This is a genomic window from Rhabdaerophilum sp. (assembly GCF_046092605.1).
In the GTDB taxonomy this organism is placed as follows: domain Bacteria; phylum Pseudomonadota; class Alphaproteobacteria; order Rhizobiales; family Beijerinckiaceae; genus Rhabdaerophilum.
This window is the reverse complement of sequence record NZ_JBJTDY010000012.1, coordinates 1-22,182: the sequence shown is the minus strand read 5'-3', so window position 1 is coordinate 22,182 and position 22,182 is coordinate 1. Positions and strand designations below refer to the sequence as shown.

At 66.3% G+C, this 22,182-nt stretch carries 21 protein-coding genes; 20 read left to right on the top strand and 1 reads right to left on the bottom strand.

What is annotated here, in order from left to right; all coding sequences use genetic code 11:
* From ACKODO_RS01260 to ACKODO_RS01165, 20 genes are all read left to right on the top strand, one after another.
* The coding region (locus tag ACKODO_RS01260; RefSeq protein ID WP_408981647.1) for an ABC transporter substrate-binding protein at positions 1 to 448 on the top strand (448 nt) is incomplete at its 5' end.
* A 114-nt stretch (positions 449 to 562) separates the two neighbouring features.
* Positions 563 to 1,618, top strand: coding sequence for an iron-containing alcohol dehydrogenase family protein (locus ACKODO_RS01255; RefSeq protein WP_408981646.1), 1,056 nt, complete (start codon positions 563 to 565; stop codon positions 1,616 to 1,618).
* A 103-nt stretch (positions 1,619 to 1,721) separates the two neighbouring features.
* On the top strand, positions 1,722 to 2,558 hold the full coding sequence (locus tag ACKODO_RS01250) for an AraC family transcriptional regulator (RefSeq protein ID WP_408981645.1): 837 nt from the start codon (positions 1,722 to 1,724) through the stop codon (positions 2,556 to 2,558).
* 168 nt (positions 2,559 to 2,726) lie between these two features.
* Entirely contained in the window at positions 2,727 to 3,743 is a 1,017-nt protein-coding gene (locus ACKODO_RS01245; protein WP_408981644.1) for a branched-chain amino acid ABC transporter permease, read from the top strand.
* 3 nt (positions 3,744 to 3,746) lie between these two features.
* On the top strand, positions 3,747 to 4,808 hold the full coding sequence (locus tag ACKODO_RS01240; protein ID WP_408981643.1) for an ABC transporter permease subunit: 1,062 nt from the start codon (positions 3,747 to 3,749) through the stop codon (positions 4,806 to 4,808).
* Entirely contained in the window at positions 4,805 to 5,608 is an 804-nt protein-coding gene (locus ACKODO_RS01235) for an ABC transporter ATP-binding protein (protein ID WP_408981642.1), read from the top strand. The genes ACKODO_RS01240 and ACKODO_RS01235 overlap by 4 nt, the downstream gene beginning before the upstream one ends.
* Positions 5,601 to 7,826, top strand: a complete 2,226-nt coding sequence (locus ACKODO_RS01230; protein ID WP_408981641.1) for an ABC transporter permease — start codon at positions 5,601 to 5,603, stop codon at positions 7,824 to 7,826. The genes ACKODO_RS01235 and ACKODO_RS01230 overlap by 8 nt, the downstream gene beginning before the upstream one ends.
* Before the next feature lie 3 nt (positions 7,827 to 7,829).
* Entirely contained in the window at positions 7,830 to 8,684 is an 855-nt protein-coding gene (locus tag ACKODO_RS01225) for a phosphoenolpyruvate hydrolase family protein (RefSeq protein WP_408981640.1), read from the top strand.
* 29 nt (positions 8,685 to 8,713) lie between these two features.
* Positions 8,714 to 11,326, top strand: a complete 2,613-nt coding sequence (locus tag ACKODO_RS01220) for a flotillin domain-containing protein (protein ID WP_408981639.1) — start codon at positions 8,714 to 8,716, stop codon at positions 11,324 to 11,326.
* 11 nt (positions 11,327 to 11,337) lie between these two features.
* Complete coding sequence (locus ACKODO_RS01215) at positions 11,338 to 11,775, top strand: SRPBCC family protein (protein WP_408981638.1); 438 nt, start codon at positions 11,338 to 11,340, stop codon at positions 11,773 to 11,775.
* A 1-nt stretch (position 11,776) separates the two neighbouring features.
* Positions 11,777 to 12,229 (top strand): SRPBCC family protein, encoded by a 453-nt coding sequence (locus tag ACKODO_RS01210; RefSeq protein WP_408981637.1) that lies wholly within the window; start codon positions 11,777 to 11,779, stop codon positions 12,227 to 12,229.
* A gap of 1 nt (position 12,230) precedes the next feature.
* On the top strand, positions 12,231 to 13,052 hold the full coding sequence (locus ACKODO_RS01205; protein ID WP_408981636.1) for an FAD binding domain-containing protein: 822 nt from the start codon (positions 12,231 to 12,233) through the stop codon (positions 13,050 to 13,052).
* A 10-nt stretch (positions 13,053 to 13,062) separates the two neighbouring features.
* Positions 13,063 to 13,548 (top strand): (2Fe-2S)-binding protein, encoded by a 486-nt coding sequence (locus tag ACKODO_RS01200; RefSeq protein ID WP_408981635.1) that lies wholly within the window; start codon positions 13,063 to 13,065, stop codon positions 13,546 to 13,548.
* Between the two features lie 14 nt (positions 13,549 to 13,562).
* Positions 13,563 to 15,272, top strand: a complete 1,710-nt coding sequence (locus ACKODO_RS01195; protein ID WP_408981634.1) for a xanthine dehydrogenase family protein molybdopterin-binding subunit — start codon at positions 13,563 to 13,565, stop codon at positions 15,270 to 15,272.
* Between the two features lies 1 nt (position 15,273).
* Positions 15,274 to 16,308, top strand: coding sequence for a xanthine dehydrogenase family protein molybdopterin-binding subunit (locus tag ACKODO_RS01190; protein ID WP_408981633.1), 1,035 nt, complete (start codon positions 15,274 to 15,276; stop codon positions 16,306 to 16,308).
* 17 nt (positions 16,309 to 16,325) lie between these two features.
* Complete coding sequence (locus ACKODO_RS01185) at positions 16,326 to 17,210, top strand: AAA family ATPase (protein WP_408981632.1); 885 nt, start codon at positions 16,326 to 16,328, stop codon at positions 17,208 to 17,210.
* Positions 17,207 to 18,343, top strand: a complete 1,137-nt coding sequence (locus ACKODO_RS01180; protein WP_408981631.1) for a vWA domain-containing protein — start codon at positions 17,207 to 17,209, stop codon at positions 18,341 to 18,343. Before ACKODO_RS01185 ends, ACKODO_RS01180 begins: the two co-directional genes overlap by 4 nt.
* Complete coding sequence (locus ACKODO_RS01175) at positions 18,340 to 19,218, top strand: amidohydrolase family protein (protein WP_408981630.1); 879 nt, start codon at positions 18,340 to 18,342, stop codon at positions 19,216 to 19,218. The genes ACKODO_RS01180 and ACKODO_RS01175 overlap by 4 nt, the downstream gene beginning before the upstream one ends.
* A gap of 16 nt (positions 19,219 to 19,234) precedes the next feature.
* On the top strand, positions 19,235 to 20,083 hold the full coding sequence (locus tag ACKODO_RS01170; protein WP_408981629.1) for an MBL fold metallo-hydrolase: 849 nt from the start codon (positions 19,235 to 19,237) through the stop codon (positions 20,081 to 20,083).
* 32 nt (positions 20,084 to 20,115) lie between these two features.
* Positions 20,116 to 21,705, top strand: a complete 1,590-nt coding sequence (locus tag ACKODO_RS01165; protein ID WP_408981628.1) for an isochorismatase family protein — start codon at positions 20,116 to 20,118, stop codon at positions 21,703 to 21,705.
* Positions 21,706 to 21,992: 287 nt separating this feature from the next.
* Here the strand turns inward: ACKODO_RS01165 and ACKODO_RS01160 are convergent.
* On the bottom strand, positions 21,993 to 22,182 hold a 190-nt coding region (locus tag ACKODO_RS01160; RefSeq protein ID WP_408981627.1), incomplete at its 5' end, for a hypothetical protein.

Sequence of the window (22,182 nt, the reverse complement as noted above, 5' to 3'; positions counted from 1 at the left end):
TTCCGGCCCCTTCGCGACCGACAACCCCGATCCGGCCTGGACTTCCTACGTGAAGCGCTATCAGGAAGCGTGGCCGGCCGCCCAGCGCCTGCCGACGCCCTCGCTCTTCGGCCTCGGCTACTACACGGCGACGCTCGCGGCGATCAAAGGCCTCGAGGCAGCCGGTGGCGATCTCTCGAACGGGCAGGCGAAGTTCAAGGACGCGCTGAACAAGCTTCAGCTCGACAGCCCGGTCGGCAAGATCACGCTGAACGAGAACCGCCAGGCGACCGGCACGGTCTTCATCAACGAGGTCGTGGACGGGCCGGATGGCAACATGACCACGAAGATGGTCGCGCGCACCGACAACGTGACCCAGACCTTGGGCATGACGGCCGAGCAGTTCCGCGCCCTCGGCCTGCCCTCACGCACGGTCGTGGATTGCGCCAAGCTGCGCTCGGGCGGCTGATCGCGCCCCTTCACCGACATCGACAACGCGGTGGGCCCTCCGGGGCCCATCGTTTTCTCCTTCGCGAAAAAACCAATGGGCGACGTCAGATCGCCCTCGCCGGGAGTGCTGCCGATGACCCTGATAGGCTATCTCACTCGGACTCATTTCGCCGAGGCTGCCATCGAGGATGCCCTGCCGGAAGAGACCGGCGCTTTCTCAAATGCCCTGTTGCTGACCGATGACGAACCCGGCGTCGAGGCTGCCCTCAACCGCGTGCGAGAAGTGCTTGGCGGCATCGCACTCACCGTCCGGAATGTGACGGCCGGCGCACCCTCCCGCGGGGAAACGCGCACGGCACTTTCGCACCTCAAGGAAATCGGCACCGGCACGCTCGTGGCGGTGGGTGGGGCAAAGGCCATCGGTCAGGCGCGACTGGTCGCGGCCGAGGCCAGCCGGCAAGGTGGGCGCCTCACGGTGATCGCGGTGCCGGTCGGCGTGTTCGATCTTGGTCTTGGCCGCCATGTTCGCCCGCGCGATGGCCGCCCCGCCATCTGTCCCCGGCCGGACCGGGTAATCGTCGATCCCACGGTGCTCGAACATGCGCCGATTCGCCGGATCGCCGCCTCGGCCATGGAGATCATGGTCCATGCCATCGAGGCCTATGCCAGCCCCAGCTACAACCCGCCGGCGGACGGGCTCGCGCTCGAAGCCGTGCGCCGGATGACGCGCTGGCTGCCAGTGGTGCTGGGCGCACCCGGCAATCGCGAGGCTCTGCGCGAGGTGATGGCCGCCGCGATGACCGCCGGTCTCGCGCTGGAGAAGGCCGTGGGCGGCGTGGATGCGCTGGCCCTGCCGATCCAGGCGGAACTCCGCGCGGGCTTCCTGCCCGGCGATCTCCATGCGCCGCTGCTGGCGGCGGTGGCCGATTTCAACGCGCAGGCCGTGGGGGATCGCTATGCCGCGCTCGCCAGGACCCTCGCAAGCCGCGAGGGAAAAGCCTCGCTCAGCATCGAAATCGGCGCCTTCGCGCGCGGGCTCGGCCTTCCCACGAGCCTGCGCGAGATCGGCATCGATCGCGGCCGCTTCGACCGCTTTGCCGAGATGGCCGCGAATGATCCGGCCGCCCTTGCCAATCCGCGTCGCCTTACCGCAGGCGATTGCCGAGAGATTCTCGAGGCTGCCTGGTGAGACCAAGACAATTTTATCTTTCTCCGGAATGGTCGGTTGCCAGTTTGCTGGCACCTTGTAAATTCATTTCCAGCTGCGAAAAAAGAACTGCGGGAGGAAACGGATGAGCGTTGCTCACGCTGTCGCACATGGTGCGTTCGGGCGAGCCTGCCTCTATGAGCTGGATCGGCCCATGGTGCCACATGCCCATCGGGAAGGGCATCTGATCTTCCATGTCCGCGGACCAGCCGCGAAGGTCGTGATCGACGGACGGGCCCACCCGCTGAACCCGATGGAAGCCACCGCGATCAGCCCCTGGCAGCCGCATTACTTCCTGCCGGTGGATCGCCGCGCCCCCACGCTCACGCTGGTGCTCTATATCCGCCCCGCCTGGTTCGTGGAGGCGAGCGGGCAGGCATCCGAGATCCTGCGCTTTGGCCGCCCGGTCGTGAGCATGGACGACCATATCGCCCGGCTTGTCGCCGACACGGCGCGGCTGCTGGCTTCCCATCGAGGGGATGACGGCAGTTTCGAGGATCGCCTCGGGGCATTGACGCAGGCTGCCTTCGACCAGACCTGGCAATGGCAGGCCGGCGGGCGGGCCGGAGACCGGTCGCGCTTCGGCTTCCGCGATTTCCGCATCCGCCGCGCCATCAGCCTGCTCGGCGAAGCCTTGAGCGAGCCCATCGACCTTGGCACGATCTCGCGGGCGGCGGGCTTGTCGCGCCCGCATTTCTTCAAGCTGTTCCGCGAGCAGATGGGCCTGCCGCCGACCCTCTATCTCAACGCCCTGCGCATGGAACGCGCCATCGAGCGGCTGGCGCGCGGCGAGGAGACCGTGTCGGAAATAGGCCTCGATCTCGGCTTTGCGACGCCCGCGAGCTTTTCGCGCTTCTTCATCGCGAATGGCGTGGTGCCGCCCAGCGCCTACCGGCGCAGCGTACTCGGGGCGGTCCATTGAGCCTCCCGCGACGCATTCGGAAAGATGAGACGTTCGGGAAAGCGTGCCATGGGGCTGTCATTCTAAGCTTTGAGGGCAAGGGTGGCGAAGGGGCGCCATCCGGGTCCGGTCAACCGCTGCAACAAGGCGAGGCCGGCCCCAGGTCAGGATCTTCCGCGAGCCGCCGCGATGGATGACATCATCAAGCGCAATCCGATCCGGAGCCTGATCATCGCGATCCTCATCGTGATCTTCCTCTGGCTTGTCTTCGCGCCCTGGCCTCCGGAACTGGTGGCGAAATGGGGTCGCAAGCAGATCTTCCTCAATGCCTTGCTCGGCGGCATCACGCTCGGCGCGCTTTATTTCCTTGTCGCGGCGGGCTTCACCCTCATCTTCGGGCTGATGCGCGTGGTGAATCTCGCGCATGGCTCGCTGTTCCTGCTCGGCGGCTATCTCGGCTACGAGATCTCGAACGTCACCGGCTCATGGTTCCTGACCTTCCCCATCGTGTTCGTCGTCGTGGGCCTGCTGGGCCTCTTGATGCAGCGTTTCATCTTCTCGAAGATGGAGGGCGAGGAACTGCGCCAGACCCTCGTGAGCATCGGCATTTCCATCGTGCTGGCTGATCTGATGCTCTGGTTCTGGGGCGGGCAATCCTATTCGATTCTCGCGCCGGCCTTCCTGCAGGGGCCGATGGAATTGCCGATCATCAACTCCATCAATGCCAATACGGGTGCCACGAACTGGCTGCGCTACCCGGCGGTGCGCGTCTGGATCCTGATCGCCGCGATCGTGATCGGAGTCGTGATGTGGCTGGTGCTCAACCGCACGGCCGTCGGCATGCTGATCCGCGCGGGCGTGGATGACCGCGAGATGCTCGCGGCCTCCGGCGTGCGCATCCAACTCGTCTTTCTTGTGGTGTTCGGCTTCGGTGCGGGCCTTGCCGGCATGGCCGGCATCATCGGCGGCACCTTCCAGTCGCTCTCGCCGGGCGAGGATACGCGCTTCCTGCTCGCGAGCCTCGTGGTGGTGATCGTCGGTGGCATGGGCTCCATCGTGGGTGCGGCCATCGGCGCGATCATCATCGGCGTGACCGAGCAGATGGGCTTTGTCTATGCGCCGACCTATTCCGTGGTCTTCACCTTCCTGATCATGGCGGCGGTGCTGGCCTTCCGCCCACAGGGTCTTCTCGGTTCGAGGCGCTGATCCATGGCCATGACCGAACATGCTCCCCGCTTTGTGAACCGCGCTGACCAGAAACTCTGGTTCGAGCGCATCCCCGCGTCCTGGTGGGCGCTGGCGGTCGTGCTTGTTTTCCTGCCGGTGGTCGCGAACAGTTTCTGGCTCTTCCAGGTGATGGGCTGGACCTTCATCCTGGGGATGATCGGGCTCAGCCTCATGTTCCTTGCCGGCTATGGAGGCATGGTGAGCCTGCTGCAGATGACCATTGCCGGGGTGGCCGGCTACATGGTCGCGATCCTTGGCTCCTCCGGCACGGTCACGGTCAGCCTCGGGCTGGCCTGGTGGATCGTGATCCCCGCCGCCTTCCTGATGGCGGCCCTTTTCGCCACGGTCGCGGGCGCGCTGGCCGTGCGAACCGAGGGCATCTACACCATCATGATCACGCTGGCGATCGCCGCGGCCTTCTTCTATTTCACGCGGCAGAACTACACGATCTTCAACGGCTATTCCGGCTTCAACCTCGTGCTGCCGCCGCCGCTTTTCGGGGTGAACTGGCGCGATCCCGTGCCGTTCTACTATCTCAGCCTGGCGCTGGCCGCGCTCTCCTATGGGGCGGTGCTCTATGTCTCGCGCTCGCCCTTCGGGCTGGCCTTGCAGGGCGTGCGCGACAATCCCCGCCGCATGGCGGCGCTCGGCTTCAATGTCACCGCGCATCGCGTCGCGGCCTATGCGCTTGCGAGCGTGTTCGCCTCTGCCGGTGGCATCCTGCTCGTCTGGCAGAATGCGCAGATCGCGCCCGGCACGATCGGCATTCCGGCCGCGATCGACGTGCTGGTGGTGGCGGTGGTCGGCGGCATGCGGCGCCCGCTGGGGCCGTTCATCGGCGCTTTCATCTATGTGCTGCTGCAGGTCTTCTCGCCGGACATCCTCGGGTTTTTCGGCTTCTCGGCCGAGCGCTTCAAGCTGATCATCGGCCTTGGCTTCCTTGCGGTGGTCCTGTTCTCGCCCGATGGCGTGCTGGGCCTGTGGGATCGCTGGCGCGCGCGCCGGCAGCGGCGCGAGGCCGATGGCGCGGGAGGTGCGGCATGAACGCGCCCGTGAACCCGCCACGCCCCGTTTCGCTGGGGCAGGCCCATGTCAGCGCCGGCAACGCGCTGGAACTGCGTGGCATCACCAAGATGTTCGGCGCGCTCGCCGCGATTTCCGATGTGACGCTCTCGGTGCGCCCTGGCGAGAGGCGCGCGGTTCTCGGCTCGAACGGCGCGGGCAAGACCACGCTCTTCAACTGCATCACCGGCGATTTCCTGCCGACGACCGGGCTGATCCGCTTCTTCGGCGAGGACGTCACCACCTTTCCTCCGCATGAGCGCATCCGGCGCGGATTGCGGCGCACCTACCAGATCTCCTCGCTCTTCGCGGGGCTCTCGGTGATCGACAACGTCTATCTCGCCTGCCGGGGTGTTTCGCGCAACCGCTTCTCGCTGATCCCCCCGCGCCGGGATGACTCGCTCGTGCATGCGGCGGAAACGCTGGTGGAGGCGGTGCATCTCGCCGCCGAGAAGAACCGACTTGTCGGCGAACTGGCCTATGGCCAGCAGCGCCAGCTCGAGATCGCTCTCGCGCTGTCGGGCGCGCCGCGCTTCATCCTGTTCGATGAGCCGGCGGCGGGGCTTTCCCCGACCGAGCGTCGCGACCTTGTCTCGATCCTCACGACCCTGCCGAACCATATCGGCTACATCATCATCGAGCACGACATGGACGTGGCCCTGCGCGTCGTCGAAAGCGTTACGATGATGCATAATGGCCGCATCTTCAAGGAAGGCCGCCCGGAAGAGATCGAGGACGATCCGGAGGTGCAGGAACTGTATCTGGGAGGCGGCCATGATTGAACGCGGCTCGCGCGGCGCTGGCGCGCCTGTCCTTCAGCTGCAGGGCCTGAACGTGTTCTACGGTCGCTCGCATGCCGTGCAGGGCGTGGATCTCACCCTGCCTTCCGGCGTGCTCGCGGTCGTCGGCCGCAACGGCATGGGCAAGACCACGATGTGCAAGGCGATCATGGGCCTTGTGCCGGTCTCTTCCGGCTCCATCCGCTTCATGGGCGAGGAACTGGTGGGCCGCAAGCCGGCGGAGATCGCGCGGCTCGGTATCGGCTATGTGCCGCAGGGGCGGCGGCTCTGGCGCTCGCTGACGGTCGACGAACATCTCCGCCTGATGTCGCGCGGGAAGGGCGCCTGGACGCCCGAGCGCATCTATGACGTCTTCCCCCGCCTTGCCGAGCGGCGGCGGAACGGTGGAGGCCAGCTTTCCGGTGGCGAGCAGCAGATGCTGGCGATCAGCCGCGCGCTGCTGATGAACCCGCGCCTGCTCATCATGGACGAGCCGACCGAGGGGCTCGCCCCGGTGATCGTGGCGCATGTCGAGGAAACGCTGGTGCGCCTTGCGGCGGAGGGCGATGTCTCGATCCTCGTCATCGAGCAGAATATCGGCGTCGCGACCCAGATGTCCGACACCATCGCCATCATGGTCAACGGGCGCATTCACCGGGTGATCGCCTCTTCGGTGATCGCGGCGGATCGCGATCTCCAGCAGCGGCTGCTGGGCGTCGGTCGCCACAGTCACGACGAAACGGAAGCGCCGGCAGACGGGCAGCCGGCCGGCGAGGCGCGTCCGGCGCCTGCCGCTCCGCAAGGGCCGATCCGTGTCTACATCGCCAACCCGACCTTGCCCACGCGCTGGTCGCAGGATGTTCCGGCGGCGCGGATCGAGGCGCAGGCCCGCACGATCTCGCGGCCGATTCTCGCCACCATCGATGGCCGGCGTGTGGGTGATGTCTCCCCGCTCGCGGCGCGTGCGCCGCAGGAGCCGCATGTCATCATCGCCGGCACGCTCGACACCAAGGGCGAGGAGCTGCGCTACCTGCGCGACATCATCAAGGCCGCGGGGCTGCGCACGCGGCTCGTCGATCTCTCGACCAATGGCCGCAACCAGGGCGCCGATGTCTCGGCGCAGGAGGTGGCGCTCGCGCTGCCGACCGGTTCGGCCGGCATCGCCTCGGGGGATCGCGGCAAGGCCGTCGCGGCGATGACGGATGCTTTCCGCGCCTGGATGGCGCGCCAGCAGGGGGTGATCGGCATCATCTCGGCGGGCGGCTCCGGCGGCACGGCGATCGTCACCGCCGGCATGCAGACCCTGCCGGTGGGCGTGCCCAAGCTGATGGTCTCGACCATGGCATCCGGCAATGTCGCGGCCTATATCGGCCCGACCGACATCACCATGATGCATTCGGTGACCGATGTTCAGGGGCTGAACCGGGTCTCGCGCGCGGTGCTCGGCAATGCGGCGCAGGCCATGGCGGCGATGGCACGGGCCTTCCACGAGCAGCAGCACGGCCCCGCGATACGCCGCGCGGCTCCGGAGAGGCCCCTCGTCGGCCTCACGATGTTCGGCGTCACCACCCCTTGCGTGCAGCAGGTGACGCGCCTCATCGAAAAGGATTGGGAAACGCTGGTGTTCCATGCGACCGGCGTTGGCGGCCGCTCGATGGAAAAGCTCATCGATTCCGGGCTGGTGCCGGGCGTGATCGACGTCTCCACGACCGAAATCTGCGACATGATGATGGGCGGCATGCTGCCCGCCACCGAGGATCGCTTCGGCGCGATCATCCGTACGAAAATCCCCTATGTCGGCTCGGTCGGCGCGCTCGACATGGTGAATTTCGCAGCGCCCGAAACCGTGCCCGCGCATTATGGCCAGCGGCTCTTTTATCCCCACAATCCACAGATCACGCTGATGCGCACCAATGCGGAGGAGAACCGCCGCATGGGCCGCTGGATCGGCGAGCGCCTGAACCAGATGGAAGGCCAGGTGCGCTTCCTCCTCCCCGAGGGCGGCGTTTCGGCGCTCGATGCACCGGGCCAGCCCTTCTGGGATCCGGCAGCGGATGCGGCGCTTTTCGATGCGTTGGCCGAGACCGTGCGTGTCACGGCGAGCCGGCAGCTGATCCGTCTTCCGCTTCACATCAACGACCCCGCCTTCGCGGCGGCCCTCGCGCAGCATTTCCGCGCGCTGCATCAGGGCCGCTTCAAGGGCGCTGCCGGCAGGACCTGAGACATGCCCCGCTTTTCCCGAACCGAACTGCTCGCCCGCTACCGCGCGATGATCGCGCGCGGCGAGCCGATCATCGGCGGCGGGGCCGGCACGGGCCTTTCCGCGAAATGCGAGGAAGCGGGCGACATCGATCTCATCGTCATCTACAATTCCGGCCGCTTCCGCATGGCCGGGCGCGGCTCGCTCTCGGGCCTGATGCCCTATGGCGATGCCAATGCCATCGTGATGGACATGGCGAGCGAGGTTCTGCCGGTGGTGAGGAAGACCCCGGTGATCGCGGGTATCTGCGGCACGGACCCCTTCCGCGAGATGGATGTGTTCCTCGATGAGGTGCAGCGCATTGGTTTCTCCGGCGTGCAGAATTTCCCGACTGTCGGGCTGATTGACGGTGTGTTCCGGCAGAATCTCGAGGAAACCGGCATGGGCTTCGGCCTCGAGGTCGAGATGATCCGCCTTGCCGCGCAGAAGGGCCTTCTCACCACGCCTTACGTCTTCTCCGAAGCCGACGCCGCGGCCATGGCGAAGGCGGGCGCGGATATCATCGTCTGCCATCTCGGGCTCACGACCGGCGGCTCGATTGGCGCGGAAACCGCGCTCAAGCTCGAGGATTGCCCGGCCATCGTCGATGCCTGGGCGGCGGCGGCTCTCGCGGTCAAGCCGGATGCCATCATCCTCGCGCATGGCGGGCCGGTCGCTGAGCCGCCGGATGCCGATTTCATCATGAAGAAGACCCGCCATTGCCACGGCTTCTACGGCGCGTCCTCGATGGAGCGCCTGCCGGTGGAAGTGGCGATCTTCGAACAGACCAGGGCTTTCAAGACAATCGGCCGCATGGGCGGCACGCCTCAAACGGCGTGAACCGGGCAGGCTGAGGGGAGAAACGTGACATGACCGGGCAATTGATCGGAACGCTCATTCTCTGGCTCATCGTGGCGGTGATCGTGATCGCGATCCTCGTCTACCTGGTGAACTGGCTCTATCGCCGCTCCTCGAAGGAGGTGTCGTTCGTCCGAACCGGCCTCTTCGGCGAGAAGGTGGTGATCAATGGCGGCGCCTTCGTGCTGCCGATCATCCATGATGTCACGCCGGTGAACATGAATGTCCTGCGCATGGCGGTTACCCGCGCCAACCAGGATGCGCTGATCACGCGGGACCGGATGCGCGTCGATATCGATGCGGAATTCTATGTCCGCGTCCGGCCCGACAAGCCGTCCGTTTCCATCGCCGCGGCCACCCTTGGCCGGCGCACGCTGCAGCCGGAGCAGCTCAATGCCCTGCTCTCGGGCAAGTTCATCTCGGCCCTGCGTTCGGTCGCCTCGGAAATGTCGATGGAGGAGATGCACGAGCAGCGCGGGCTCTATGTGCAGCGTGTGCGGGATGCCGCCGTCGACATGATGGAGCAGAACGGCCTTGTGCTGGAATCGGTGGCGATCACCGATCTCGACCAGACCGATCTGCAATATTTCAACCCCTCCAACCGCTTTGATGCGGAAGGCCTTACGCGCATCATCGGGGAAATCGAGGAAAAGCGGAAGCTGCGCAACGACATCGAGCAGGAATCGATGATCAGGATTCGCACCCGCAATCTCGAGGCCGAACGGCAGGCGCTGGATATCGAGCGCGAGAGCGAGACCGCGCGCCTTGAACAGCAGCGCGAGATCGAGATCCGCCGCGCCATGCAGCGCGCCGAGGTGGCCCGCGAGCGCGCCGCCCGCGATACCGAGGCCGAGCAGGCGCAGATCCTCTCCCGCGAGGAAATCGAGAAGGCCAAGATCGCCAATGATCGGGCGATCAGCGAGGCGCGGATTTCCTCCGAGCGCGAGGTACGCCAGCGCGAGATCGAGCGCACCAAGGCAGTGGAGGCGGCGGAAATCGCGGCGCGCGAGGAGATCGAGAAGGCGCGCATCACCAACGAAAAGACCATCCAGGCCGCGCGCATCGCCTCCGATCTCGAGACGCGCCAGAAGGAAATCGAGCGCACGCGGATGCTCGAAGCCGCCGAGATCGCCGCGCGTGAATCCACCGAAAAGGCGCGGATCACGCAGGAAGCGCTCGTCAATGCCGAGCGCATCGGGCGCGAGCAGGAAGTCCGCAACCTCGAGATCGCGCGGAACCAGGCTTTGGACGAGGCCGAGATCGCCGCGCGCGAGGCCGTGGAAAAGGCCCGCATCGCGCAGGAAAATGCCGTCACCGCCGAGCGGATCAGCTTCGAGGAGGGGCGCCGGAAGCTCGAGATCGAGCGCAACAAGGTGGTCGAAACGGCCGAGATCTCGGCGCGCGAGGCGACCGAAGCCGCGCGCATCGCGCAGGAAAAGGCGATCGCCGCCGAGCGCATCGCCTCCGAACTCGCAACGCGCCGGCTTGAAATTCGCCGGGCCGAGGAACTCGAGGCGGCGGAAATCCAGCGCCGCGATGCCGTGGAGCGCCAGCGAATCGCCGCCGAACTCAAGATCGAGGAGGAGCGCATCGCCTCCAGCAGGACGCGTGAGATCCTGCAGATCGATCAGAAGCGCGTGGTTGAACTCGCCGAGGAGGATCGCGCCATCATCGTCGCTGCCAAGAAGGCCGAGCGCACCGATGCCGACAAGGCCCTGCGGCAGGCGGAAATCGTCGCGAAGCAGGAAGTGGAGCGCACGGATGTTGCCCGCGAGCAGGCGCTGGAAGCCGCCCGCCTCGAGCGCAAGCGTGTGATCGAGCAGCTCGAGATCGCGCGCCTGCAGGCGCTTCAGGAAGCGCAGATCGCCTCGAACGAAGAGGTGGAACGCGCGCGCATCGCTTCCGATCGTGGCCTCGATGAAGCCCGCGTCGGACGCCAGCGCGATCTGCGCAAGCTCGAGATCGAGCGCGAGCGCGATGTCGAGAATGCGGCGATGGAAAAGGCCATCACGCTCTACACCAAGTCGCTGGAAGAGAGCGCGGCCGCAGCCCAGGCGGAGATCGCCAAGGCCAAGGCCGTGGAAGCCGCCGAAATGGTCAAGACCGTTCAGGAGAGCGAGACCGCGAAGCGTCGCAAGACCGTGGAAGTGATAATGGCCGAGAAGGCGGCCGAGGAAACCCGCATCGCCGCCGAGGCCGAAAAGGTGCGCCGCGCGGTGGAAGCCGAAGCGCAGCGCCTCCTCTACGAGGCCGAGAATGTGCTCACGGATGGGGCCCGCTACGGATTGTTCCGCCGCCGCCTGCTCGACCGGATCGAGGGCATCGTGCGCGAGAGCGTCAAGCCGATGGAGAAGATCGACGGCATCAAGATCCTGCATGTCGATGGCCTCGGTGGCGCGGGCGGCAGCTCGGTTGCGCGCACGCCCACCGACGAGGTGATCGAGAGTGCGCTGCGCTACCGGGTGCAGGCCCCGCTCATCGACGAGGTGCTGAAGGAGATCGGCATCGAGGGCGGCAGCCTCACCAAGATGGGCGGGCTGATGCGCGAGGCCTCCGACTTGCAACGCGTCGCCAAGGACGCCCAGCCGCCCAAGCCGAAAGATGGCGGCGGCGAGAAGAAATGACGGGGTGAACCATGGCGCGCGTCTATGCATCCAGCGTGATCAACGCTCCCGCGAGCCGGGTCTGGGCCCGTGTGCGGGATTTCAATGGCCTGCCGAACTGGCACCCGGCCATTGCCGAAAGCCGCATTGAGAATGGCGAGCCGGCCGACAAGGTTGGCTGCGTCCGGGCCTTCTCGCTCCGGAACGGCGACCGGCTGCGTGAGCAGCTTCTCGGTCTGTCGGATTACGATATGTTCTGCACCTACTCGATCCTCGACAGTCCCATGCCGCTGACGAACTACGTCGCGACCCTGCGCCTGACGCCCATCACCGACCAGGACCGCACCTTCATCGAATGGTCGGCTGAATTCGATTGCGCCCCCGACAAGGAGGCCGATCTCGTCTCCGGCATTGGCGGCAACGTGTTTCAGGGCGGGTTTGACGCGCTGAAGCGGTCGTTCGGAGGCTGAGATGCCGCGCGTGGTTCGCAGCACGATCATCGATGTTCCGGTGGATCGCCTCTGGGCGGTGGTGCGCGATTTCAACGCGCTTGACCAGCATCACCCGATCGTGGCGACGAGCCAGATCGAGCGCGGCCACCCGGTGGACAAGGTGGGCTGCGTGCGCCGCGTCACCCTGCGCGATGGCAGCGAATTGCGCGAGCAGCTTCTGAGCCTCTCCGACCTCGAGATGAGCTTCAGCTATTGCCTGCTCGACACGCCCATCCCGCTCTTCAACTATGTCTCGCATATCCGGCTTCTGCCGGTCACCGATGGCAATCGCAGCTTCTGGCACTGGGAAAGCCGCTTCACCACGCCTGCGGGACGCGAGGAAGAGTTCGCGCGCCTTGTGGGCGAGGAGGTCTATGTCGCGGGCATGGAAGCCGTGCGCCAGCTGCCGCAACTGCTCGAAACGGGAGCCTGAAATGCCGCTTGCCCTCCGGGTCGCCCAGAGCCTTTCCGAAGCCGCCGGCATCCTCGCCGCCGATCCCGGCACAAGGCTCCTCTCGGGCGGCACGCTCGTGATGCGCGATGTGAATGAGGGGCGGCTGACGGAGGGAACCCTGCTGCGCATCACCGACCCTGCCTTCCGGCAGATGCAGGTCTCCGGCAACCGCGTCGAATTCGGCGCCGGCGTGACCATGGCGATGGTTCTCGCCAATCGCGAGCTTGGCTTCCTGCATGCGCCGGCGCGCGCGGTGGGTGGCCCGGGCATCCGCAACATGGCGACGATTGGCGGCAATCTCTTCGCCGAGACGCCCTATGGCGATTTCACCGTCGCCCTGCTGGCGCTCGATGCGCAGGTGATGGTGCTCGCCGGCTATGGCAGCCCGCGCGCCATGCCGCTGGAGGAATGGCTCGCGGGTCGTTCGCGCGGTGAGGCGCGTCTCGTGGCGGGCGTGCAGTTCAACCGGCCGCAGAACCCGGCTGATTTCCGCTTCGTGAAGGTCAGCCGCGTGAAGCCCAAGGGCCTCTCGGTGCTCTCGATCGCGGCGCATCTGCCGGGCAGCGCGAGCCGCATCGGGCAGGCGCGCGTCACTTACGGGGCCATGGCGCCGATGCCGATGCGCGCGCGGGGGGTCGAGCGGGCGCTGGAAGGCAAGGTGCTTGACGCGACCGGCATCGCTGCGGCCCGCGCGGCCGCGCTCGAAGGCGCAGCCCCTGCGACCGACGCGATCGCGACCGGCTGGTATCGCCGCGAGGTGCTGCCGGTGCATCTCGCGCGGTTGCTTGGCGAGCGAGGCTAGGGAGGGCGTGATGGCGAAAGTTCCCGTGCAATTCCGGCTCAACGGCTCCGATCGCGCGGCCTTTGCCGATCCGGCCGACAACCTCCTCACCGTGCTCCGGCGCGGACTCAATGATTTCGGCCCGAAATATGGCTGCGGGCAGGGCTCCTGCGGCACCTGTTCTGTGCTGATGGATGGCGAGCTTCGGCTCTCCTGCCTCACGCTCGCGGCTTCCTGCGAGGGGGCCAGCATCGAAACCGTCTCCGGCATGGCGGACGGGCCGAATCTGCACCCCCTGCAGAACGCCTTCATGGAGCATTTCGCCGCGCAGTGCGGCTTCTGCACGCCGGGCATGCTGATGGCCGCGAAGGCGCTGCTGGACCGCAACCCGAACCCCGGCCGCGAGGAGGTGATCGACGCCATCGCCGGCAACATCTGCCGCTGCACCGGCTACGAGCCGATCATCCAGGCCATCCTCGCCGCCGCGCGCGCCATGCCCGCGCCAAGCCGATCCTGAAGGAGGCTGATGCCATGGAATTCCGCAAGGATCTCTTCCAGAACGAGCGCGACGACAACCTCAATGTCGTGGGCAAGGGCATCCAGCGGCAGGACATGCCCGGCCATGTGACCGGACGCTCGCCCTTCTTCGACGACCATGCCTTCGAGGGTTTGCTGCATCTCAAGGTCGTGCGCTCGCCGCATCATCATGCCCGCATCCGCCGCATCGACATCTCCGCGGCCGAGCGCGCGCCGGGTGTGAAGCGCATTCTCTCCGGCGCGGATGTGCCGGTGAACAAGAACACGCTGCTCTCACTCATCAATTTCGGCAAGGATGACGAACCCACCCTCGCGGTAGACAAGGTGCGCTACAAGGGCGAGCCGATCGTCGCGATCATCGCCGAGAGCGAGGCGCAGGCGCTGGCCGCGCGCGCCCTGGTGCGGGTGGAATATGACCCGCTTCCAACCATCTTCGATGTCGAGGAGGCCTTGAAGCCCGGCGCGCCGGTGGTGAACGAGACCTATCCCGGCAATTGCTTTGAATATCACGAGAAATTCGATCACCAGAAGCTTCGCTTTGGCGATGTCGAGCGCGCCTTTGCGATGGCCGAGTTCATCGTCGAGGAACGCTACCAGATGTCGCCGATCGAGCATGCGCCGACTGAGACCAACGGCTCGATCGCGGCACCGGAGCAGAATGAACGCTTCGTGGTGCATTCCTGCGCGCAGGGCCTGTTCTTCTCGCTGGGCACGGCTGCGAAGATCGTGAATCTCGATTCCAACCGGCTCCACTTCATTGGCGGCACGGTGGGCGGTGGCTTCGGCGGCAAGGTGGATTCCCTCACCGAGCCGCTCTCCATCCTCGGCGCGATGATGACCGGGCGGCCGGTGCGCTATGTGCTCGATCGCGAGGAGGAGATGCTCTATGGCAGCCCGCGCGGCGCCGAGCGCATCTACATCAAGGATGGCATCGCGCGCGACGGGCGCATTCTCGCGCGGCATATCCGCTCCTATTTCGATGCCGGCGCCTATACGCGCCTTTCGAGCTACGCCGCCATCAAATGCACGGCGCATCTGCCGGGGCCCTACACGATCCCGAATGTCGCCTCCGACATCTATGTGGCCTACACGAATCGTTGCCCCTCCACGGCCATGCGCGGCTTCGGCATCACGGCGGTGGATTTCGCGCTGGAAGTCCACATGGACAAGGGCGCCGAGGCCTGCGGCATGGACCCGATGGAGTTCCGCATCCTCAACGCCTATCGCGACGGCGACATGAAAGCGCATCGCCGGGTGGCGAAGAACACAGCCCTGATCGAATGCGTGCAGGTCGCGGCGGAGAAGGCCCGCTGGCCGCTCTCGGAAGAGGCGAAGCGCCAGTCCTCGCTGACGGGCGGCGGCGGCGCGCGCGCGGAAATCCCCGCGACGCCGATCGACGAGAATGGCCGGATCGGCCGGCCGGAAACACGCAATGGCCGCCCGACGCAAACCCTGCCGGCGGGAACCATGCGCATCCCCATGACCAGGCAGCCGATCATGGAAGGCTCGACCGAAAACCGCGCCAAGCCACCGGCCGTTCCGCAATACGAGCCCTATCGTCCTGCGGCCGCAACACCGCCTCCGGCCTACCAGCCGCCGCCACCCGCGCCTGCTGCACCCGCGCCTGCTGCACCCGCCGCCGGCCCGGCCTCCCAGCATGGCGCGCATCGTTTCTCCTCGGTTTTCGGCACGCGGAGACGCTGAGATGGCTCGCTTCAAGGGGCGCGGCATGGCGTCCGTCAATTACCCGATCGGCATGAATCTCGGCGGCGATCCCAGCCAGGCGCTGATCCATTCCAACCCCGACGGCAAGTTCACCGTTGCGCTCTCCGCCATCGATCTGGGGCAGGGCATGAAGCAGGTGACCCGGCAGGTGGCGGCGGAGACGCTCGGCGTGCCGATCGAGGATGTCTATGTCGACACCGCCGACAGCGATACCGGCCCGCATGACATGGGCTCCTTTGCCTCGCGAGGCACGCACCGCATGGGCAATGCCGTGATTGCCGCCGCCCGCGAGGCGAGGGGCGTGCTGCTTGAAGCTGCGGCCGAGGAGCTGGAGGTGAACGCGGCCGATCTCGTGACGGATGGCAAGGGCAACATCCATGTGAAGGGCGCGCCCTCGCGCTCGATCACGGTGCGGGCCACGGCGCAGGCCGCGCAGTTCAAGCAGGGCAAGACCATTGCCGGGCGGGGCATCTTCCTGATCCCGCTCTCTTCCGTCGATCCCGAGACCGGCGAGATGAACCCCAACACGGCCTTCGCCCATGCCTGCCTCGTGGCGGATGTGGAGGTGGATGACGAGACGGGCGAGGTCACCGTGCTCGGCATGAATTCGGCCTATGAACTCGGCCGCGTCATCAACCCGAAAATGGTGGAGCAGCAGCTCGTGGGCGGCGCCTGGATGGGGTTGAGCCATGCGCTTTATGAAACGCCCGAGCCCTATTACCCCAATCCCGATCACGGTCCGCGCGATTTCAACGAGTATCTGATGCCCGGTCCGGGCGACATCGCGCCCTATTCGATCACCATTCTCGAGCGTCCCGCGCCCGATGGGCCCTTCGGCGGCAAGGGGCCGGGCGAGATGTGCGCGAACCCCGTTCTGCCGGCCATCGCCAATGCCGTCTACAACGCGATCGGCGTGCGGGTGAACGAGCTGCCGATCACGCCGGAGAAGATCCTGCGCGGCATCCGGGCGAATGGCGGCGCGAAGCCGCAACAGCGTCGTGGCGGAGCGCTCTGAGCCATGAGCCCTGAATCATGACGATCCGCGCGCTCCCCAACGGTCTTTCGAGCCCCGAAGCCCTCTCGGAAGCCCTGCGTGCGGCCTATTACCTCGCGGATGACGGCATCGCGACCGCCGCCTTCCTCTCGCTTGCGCTTGGCAAGCCGCTGCTGCTCGAAGGTGCGCCGGGGGTGGGCAAGACCGAGGCCGCGAAGGCTCTTTCCGGCATTCTCGGGCGGCAATTGATCCGCCTCCAATGCTTCGAGGGGATCGATGCCAGCGCCGCGCTCTATGAATGGAACTATCCGCGCCAGATGCTCGCGATCCGGCAGGCGCGGGAAGGCGAGAGCGCCGATCTCTATCGCGACGATTTCCTGATCGAGCGGCCGATGCTCGCCGCCCTGCGGCGGCCGGAATCGACCGTGCTGCTCATCGACGAAATCGCCCGTTCCGACCATGAATTCGAGGCTTTCCTGCTGGAATTCCTGTCGGATTTCTCGATCTCCATCCCCGAGCGCGGAACCTTGCGCGCGGCCGAGCGTCCCGTGGTGATCCTCACCTCGAACCGCACGCGAGACCTGCATGAGGCTCTGCGTCGCCGCTGCATCTACCATTACATCGCCTACCCCGATCCGCAGCGCGAGGCGGCCATCATCATGCTGCGCTCCTCGGCCGTGGCGGAGGCAACCGCGCGGGCCGTGGTGCGCGCCGTGGGCCTGTTGCGGCAGGAGCCGCTGACCAAGCCGCCGGGCGTGGCCGAAGCCGTGGACTGGGCGGAGGCCGCGACCGCGCTCGCGCGCACCGGCACGCCCTGGCCGGATGCCTTCCGGCGCTCGATCGGTGCAGCGTTGAAGGACGAGGAAGATCTCGCCTTCCTCCGGCCCCGGCTCGATTCCCTCATCGCGCCGGTGGCGGCATGAGCGGGTCGGTTCTCCCTGCGGCATCACGCCCCTTCGTGGCTTTTCCGAACCTGCTGCGGGAGCATGGCTTCGCTGTCTCGCCTGACCAGACCATCACGTTCCTCGAGGCGATCACCCTTCTCGGCCCCCGCTCGCTGGAACAGGTGCGGCAGGCCGCCTGGGCGACGCTGGGGCCGCAGCCGCAGCAGCGCGAGAGGTTTGACGCCCTGTTCGATTTCCACTTCCTCGGCGGTGCCGCCGAGCCGGGCGAGGCCGACGATTGGCAGCCTGACGAGGAAATGAACGTGCAGGAGGAGGCGGGCAGCCGCGAAATCCTCATCGGCGAGAACGTCAACGAAACGGGCCAGCAGGCGATCGAAGCCGAGGCCCTGGCGATCCGCGCGCTCAGGCCGCCGGATGCGAGCGATGTTCTCGCCCGTTTCGCACGAAATCTGCCGGCGGCGCTTCCCCGCCGGCGCGGCTATCGGTTCCGGCGGGCACGGCGCGGGGCCTCGATCGATCTGGCCCGCAGCCTGCGCGCTGCGATCCGCACCGATGGCGATGTGATGCGGCTCACCCGCCGCCGGCGCGCGAGCCGTCCCCGGCCGATCCTCCTGATGATCGATGTTTCCGGCTCGATGAAGAGCCGCACCGATGCCAATCTCGCTTTGGCGCATGTCATCGTGCAGAGCGCGCCACGGGTCGAGGTCTTCACCTTCGGCACACGCCTCACACGGGTCACGCGGGCGCTGAAACTGCGCAACCGCGAGCAGGCGCTCGCGCAGGCCTCGGGGCTTGTGGCGGATTGGGATGGGGGCACGCGGATCGGGGATGCGCTCGCGGCCTTCCTCGCCGTGCCGCGTTTCGCGGGCTATGCGCGCGGCGCGGTGGTGGCGATCCTCTCGGACGGGCTCGAACGCGGCGATCCCGGCGCGATGATCGGTGCCGTGCGGCGGCTTGCGGCGCGCGCCTTCCGCATCGACTGGCTTTCGCCGCTCGCCGCCGATCCGGATTACCAGCCGCAGACGGAAGCCCTTGCGGCGATCCGCCCGATGCTTGCCTCGCTCTCCAACGGCAATTCCACCGCCGCGATCTGTCGGCATCTGCTCGCGCTCGGGCAGGGCGAGCCGATGTTAAAGGGGAGGGCGGCATGATCGACGCCCATTTCCACATCTGGCGACAGGCCGATCTGCCCTGGCTGACGGGGCCGATGCAGCCGCGCATCTTCGGGCCCTATGAGCCGATCCGCCGGGATTACGAAATCGAGGAATATCTGGCCGATGCCGCCGGCAGCGGCATCACCGGCGCGGTCTATGTGCAGGCGAACTGGGCACCGGCGCGGGCGCTGGATGAAGTGCGTTTCGTGGCGGAATCGGCAAAGCGCGCGGAGTTCCCGGTGGGCATTGTCGCCCATGCCGACCTGCTCGCGGAGGATATCCGCCCCGCTCTTGATGCGCTCGCCAAGGAGCCATCCATGCTCGGCGTGCGCATGCAGCTCCACTGGCACGAAAACCCGCTCTACCGCTTCGCATCCGGCCCCGAACTCGCCCGCGATCCGGTTCTCCAGCGCAATGTCGCGCGGCTTGGCGATTACGGCTGGAGCTTCGATCTGCAGGTCTTCGCGGGGCAGATGGCGGGCGCCGCGGAACTCGCGGCCGCCTGCCCGAAGGTCACCTTCGTGCTCCAGCATGCGGGGATGCTCGAAGACCTGTCGGAAGCGGGCATCGCCGAGTGGCGTTCGGGCATGAAGCTTCTCGCCAGGCAACCGAATGTCGTCAGCAAGCTCTCGGGCCTCGGCACTTTCCTGCGCCGGAACGACCCGGCCCATATCGCCTTCATCCTCGCCGAGACGGTGGCGATGTTCGGCGCCTCACGCTGTCTCTTTGGCTCGAATTTCCCGATCGAGAAGCTCTGGACGAGCCATGCCGATCTGATCTCCGCCCATCGCGCGGCGGCGGCTTCGCTGCCCGAAGCCGAGCAGGCGCAGATTTTCGCGGGCACCGCCCGCCAGACCTACAAGCTCAGATAACGAGGAGGAACTCCCCATGCCGCTGGAAATCAAGGTGCTCGATTATGGCGATATCGAGCTGGAATCGAGCTTCCTCGTGCTGGGTCGCGGTTGCGGCCAGCGCAAGCGCACCTATACCTACGGCTTCCTGATCCTTGGCGGGCCCTGGCCCGTGGTGGTCGATACCGGCTATCGCCACAACCAGATCATGGAAAGCCTCGGCATGCGGGGCCTGCAATTCCACGAGAACATGATCGAGAACCAGCTGATGAAACACGGCGTGCGCATGGGCGATGTGCGCTACGTCGCGCATACGCATCTCCATATCGACCATGCCGGGAAGGACGAGCTCTTCCCCATGAACACCACGGTGATCGTGAACCGGCGGGAACTCGAATATTCCGTCTCGGGCCTCATGCATCCGCAATACCCCGCGCCGGACATCAAGCACCTGATCGACCGCCTGCACACGAAGCACGCCCTGCGCCTCGAGGATCTCGAACTCACCGGGATGATCGAGCTTTTCCCCGGCTGCTACCTTGAGGCGGCGGGTGCCCATACGGAGGGCTCGATGAACATCCATGTCGACACCGCCGAGGGGCGCGCGACCATCTGCGGCGACGTGATCTATGATTTCAACGACCAGATCGTGGACCCATATCACGAAATCCATGCCGATGAGCCGCGCGTCACCGGCAATCACGGCACCACGAAAAGGCAGGAAAAGGCCGCGATCAAGAAGCTGCTCAACGGCTCGCGCTTCCTGCTGCCGGTGCATGACAAGCCTGCGAGGATCGAGGCCGGGCAGGTCACGGGCCGGCTCGACATGGCCGTGCCCGGCCCGCTGGTCCAAAGCGTGCCGAAGCGCAACTGGTTCCCGGTCTGAGCCCGCGTTCCTGACCCGGCGGAGGGAAGCACATGACAACGCATGTCGCGCTGGACCCGGCTTTTGCCGAACTCGTCGACCTCTGGGCTCCGGTTCGCCAGATCGGCACCGGCTTCCAGTTCACGGAAGGCCCGATCTGGCATCCGCGGGATCATCACCTCCTGTTCTCGGACATGCCGGGCGATGTGCGCCGCCGCTGGGATCGCGCGGGCGTCACCGAGGTGATGCGCCCGGCGAATAAATGCAACGGCATGACCTATGATGCCGACCTGAACCTCATCGTCTGCGAGCATGCGACCTCGACCCTCGTGCGCGAGCGCACGGATGGAAGGCGCGAGGTGCTTGCCTCGCATTTCGAAGGCCGCGAACTCAACAGCCCCAATGATGTCGTCGTGAAGAGCGACGGGGCGATCTATTTCTCCGACCCCTGGTATGGTCGCATGCCGGTTTATGGCGTGGAACGACCAAGGCAACTCGGGTTTCAGGGCGTCTATCGCATCCCGCCCGGTGGCGGGCAGCCGCAATTGCTGGTGGAACGCATGCTGTTCGACCAGCCCAACGGGTTGTGTTTCTCGCCGGATGAATCCCGTCTCTATATCAACGACACGGTGCAGCACGTCATCCGCGTCTTCGATGTGAAGCCGGATGGAATGCTGTCCAACGGTCGCATCTTCGCCTCGGGCATCGTCTCGGCGAGCGAGCCGGGCGTGCCGGACGGCATGAAATGCGACCTTTTCGGCAATGTCTGGCTCTGCGGGCCGGGCGGCGTCTGGACCTATGCGCCGGATGGTCGGCTGATCGGCAAGCTGCGCGTGCCGGAACTCGTCGGCAACCTCACCTGGGGCGGGCCGGATTTCCGCACCCTGTTCCTCACCGCAACGCATTCGGTCTATGCGGTGGAAACCAAGGTGGGGCCGCGCACCGAGCCCTATATGCGACAGGGCACGAGCGGCCGCGCTTCCGCCCCGCAGGCCGGCGCGAGCATCGGCCGGAACGGCGCGAAGAAGGCCGCGCCGGGCTATGCGCTCGATTCCTCCCGCTGTGCGCTGATCATCCAGGATATGCAGAACGATGTGGTGATGGAGGGCGGCGCCTTCGCCTCTTCCGGCTCCCCCGTCCATTGCCGCGAGCAGAACGCCATCGGCAACGCCGCGCGCCTCGCAGCGGCGGCTAGGCAGCGCGGCATACCCGTCATCCATGTCTGGTTCGTGGTGGAGCCGGGCTGCCCCGGTGTCACGATGAACGCGCCGCTCTTCGAGGGCCTCGCCGATGCGCGCGCGCTGGTGCGCGGCAGCTGGGGCGTGGCACCCGTGCCGGGGCTCGAGGCCCAGCCCGGCGATCATGTCGTCGAGAAGCAGCGCATGAGCGCCTGGGAGGGCACGCGGCTCGAAACGGTGCTGAAGGCGCTGAAGCGCGACATCGTTATCGTCACCGGCGCCTGGACCAACATGTCGATCGAGCACACTTCGCGCACGGGCGCGGACAAGGGCTATTTCATGGTCGTGCCGGAGGATTGCTGCTCCACGATGAACGCGGAATGGCACACGGCTTCGGTGAATTACGCGCTGCAGAATGTCGCGGTGATCACGGATGCCGATGCGCTGATCGGCGCCTGGGGCTGACCCCGGGGCGGGAACAGACCCGAGAGAAGCAGGTGGCCCGCGCCCGGCCATCGCAACTCTTCGCGTTTTTCTCTACTCTTCGCGCTTTTTCCTTCGATCAACCGGCGATCTTCCTGATCGCATGAGATCGGTCTGCGGCAGCACGCGCTTCGAGGCGCAGAGCGAAGCCGCGGGTGGCCGATGCCGATGGAGGTGCCGGCCGCCTCCGGCGGCATCTGCATGCCCGTGAACGGCAGAGCGGCAACCGGCCCGCCCCGCTTGCGCAAAGGAGGTCTCGAGCGCCTCTTCTATGGCCGTTGCGCGCTGCGCATCTCTTTCACCGATCGGGAAAGCTGCTGGTCGCGCTGTTGCGCGTGGTAAATTTCAAAGGACCGCATAAAGTCAGCCACATTGGCGGATACTGCTTCCAGAATAGTTCCTGCCTCGCGGATATCGTTGTAATTGGCGCTGTAGAATTGGATCCGGTAGGAACCGAGA

Excerpts from the sequence above, each read along its gene's own strand:
- ACKODO_RS01205 (WP_408981636.1), top strand. The coding sequence starts at position 12,231 with ATGCCGCTTGCCCTCCGGGTCGCCCAGAGCCTTTCCGAAGCCGCCGGC.
- ACKODO_RS01215 (WP_408981638.1), top strand. The coding sequence starts at position 11,338 with ATGGCGCGCGTCTATGCATCCAGCGTGATCAACGCTCCCGCGAGCCGG.
- ACKODO_RS01165 (WP_408981628.1), top strand. The coding sequence starts at position 20,116 with ATGACAACGCATGTCGCGCTGGACCCGGCTTTTGCCGAACTCGTCGAC.
- ACKODO_RS01235 (WP_408981642.1), top strand. The coding sequence starts at position 4,805 with ATGAACGCGCCCGTGAACCCGCCACGCCCCGTTTCGCTGGGGCAGGCC.
- ACKODO_RS01225 (WP_408981640.1), top strand. The coding sequence starts at position 7,830 with ATGCCCCGCTTTTCCCGAACCGAACTGCTCGCCCGCTACCGCGCGATG.
- ACKODO_RS01190 (WP_408981633.1), top strand. The coding sequence starts at position 15,274 with ATGGCTCGCTTCAAGGGGCGCGGCATGGCGTCCGTCAATTACCCGATC.
- ACKODO_RS01255 (WP_408981646.1), top strand. The coding sequence starts at position 563 with ATGACCCTGATAGGCTATCTCACTCGGACTCATTTCGCCGAGGCTGCC.
- ACKODO_RS01200 (WP_408981635.1), top strand. The coding sequence starts at position 13,063 with ATGGCGAAAGTTCCCGTGCAATTCCGGCTCAACGGCTCCGATCGCGCG.
- ACKODO_RS01175 (WP_408981630.1), top strand. The coding sequence starts at position 18,340 with ATGATCGACGCCCATTTCCACATCTGGCGACAGGCCGATCTGCCCTGG.
- ACKODO_RS01195 (WP_408981634.1), top strand. The coding sequence starts at position 13,563 with ATGGAATTCCGCAAGGATCTCTTCCAGAACGAGCGCGACGACAACCTC.
- ACKODO_RS01210 (WP_408981637.1), top strand. The coding sequence starts at position 11,777 with ATGCCGCGCGTGGTTCGCAGCACGATCATCGATGTTCCGGTGGATCGC.
- ACKODO_RS01185 (WP_408981632.1), top strand. The coding sequence starts at position 16,326 with ATGACGATCCGCGCGCTCCCCAACGGTCTTTCGAGCCCCGAAGCCCTC.
- ACKODO_RS01170 (WP_408981629.1), top strand. The coding sequence starts at position 19,235 with ATGCCGCTGGAAATCAAGGTGCTCGATTATGGCGATATCGAGCTGGAA.
- ACKODO_RS01220 (WP_408981639.1), top strand. The coding sequence starts at position 8,714 with ATGACCGGGCAATTGATCGGAACGCTCATTCTCTGGCTCATCGTGGCG.
- ACKODO_RS01180 (WP_408981631.1), top strand. The coding sequence starts at position 17,207 with ATGAGCGGGTCGGTTCTCCCTGCGGCATCACGCCCCTTCGTGGCTTTT.
- ACKODO_RS01250 (WP_408981645.1), top strand. The coding sequence starts at position 1,722 with ATGAGCGTTGCTCACGCTGTCGCACATGGTGCGTTCGGGCGAGCCTGC.
- ACKODO_RS01245 (WP_408981644.1), top strand. The coding sequence starts at position 2,727 with ATGGATGACATCATCAAGCGCAATCCGATCCGGAGCCTGATCATCGCG.
- ACKODO_RS01240 (WP_408981643.1), top strand. The coding sequence starts at position 3,747 with ATGGCCATGACCGAACATGCTCCCCGCTTTGTGAACCGCGCTGACCAG.
- ACKODO_RS01230 (WP_408981641.1), top strand. The coding sequence starts at position 5,601 with ATGATTGAACGCGGCTCGCGCGGCGCTGGCGCGCCTGTCCTTCAGCTG.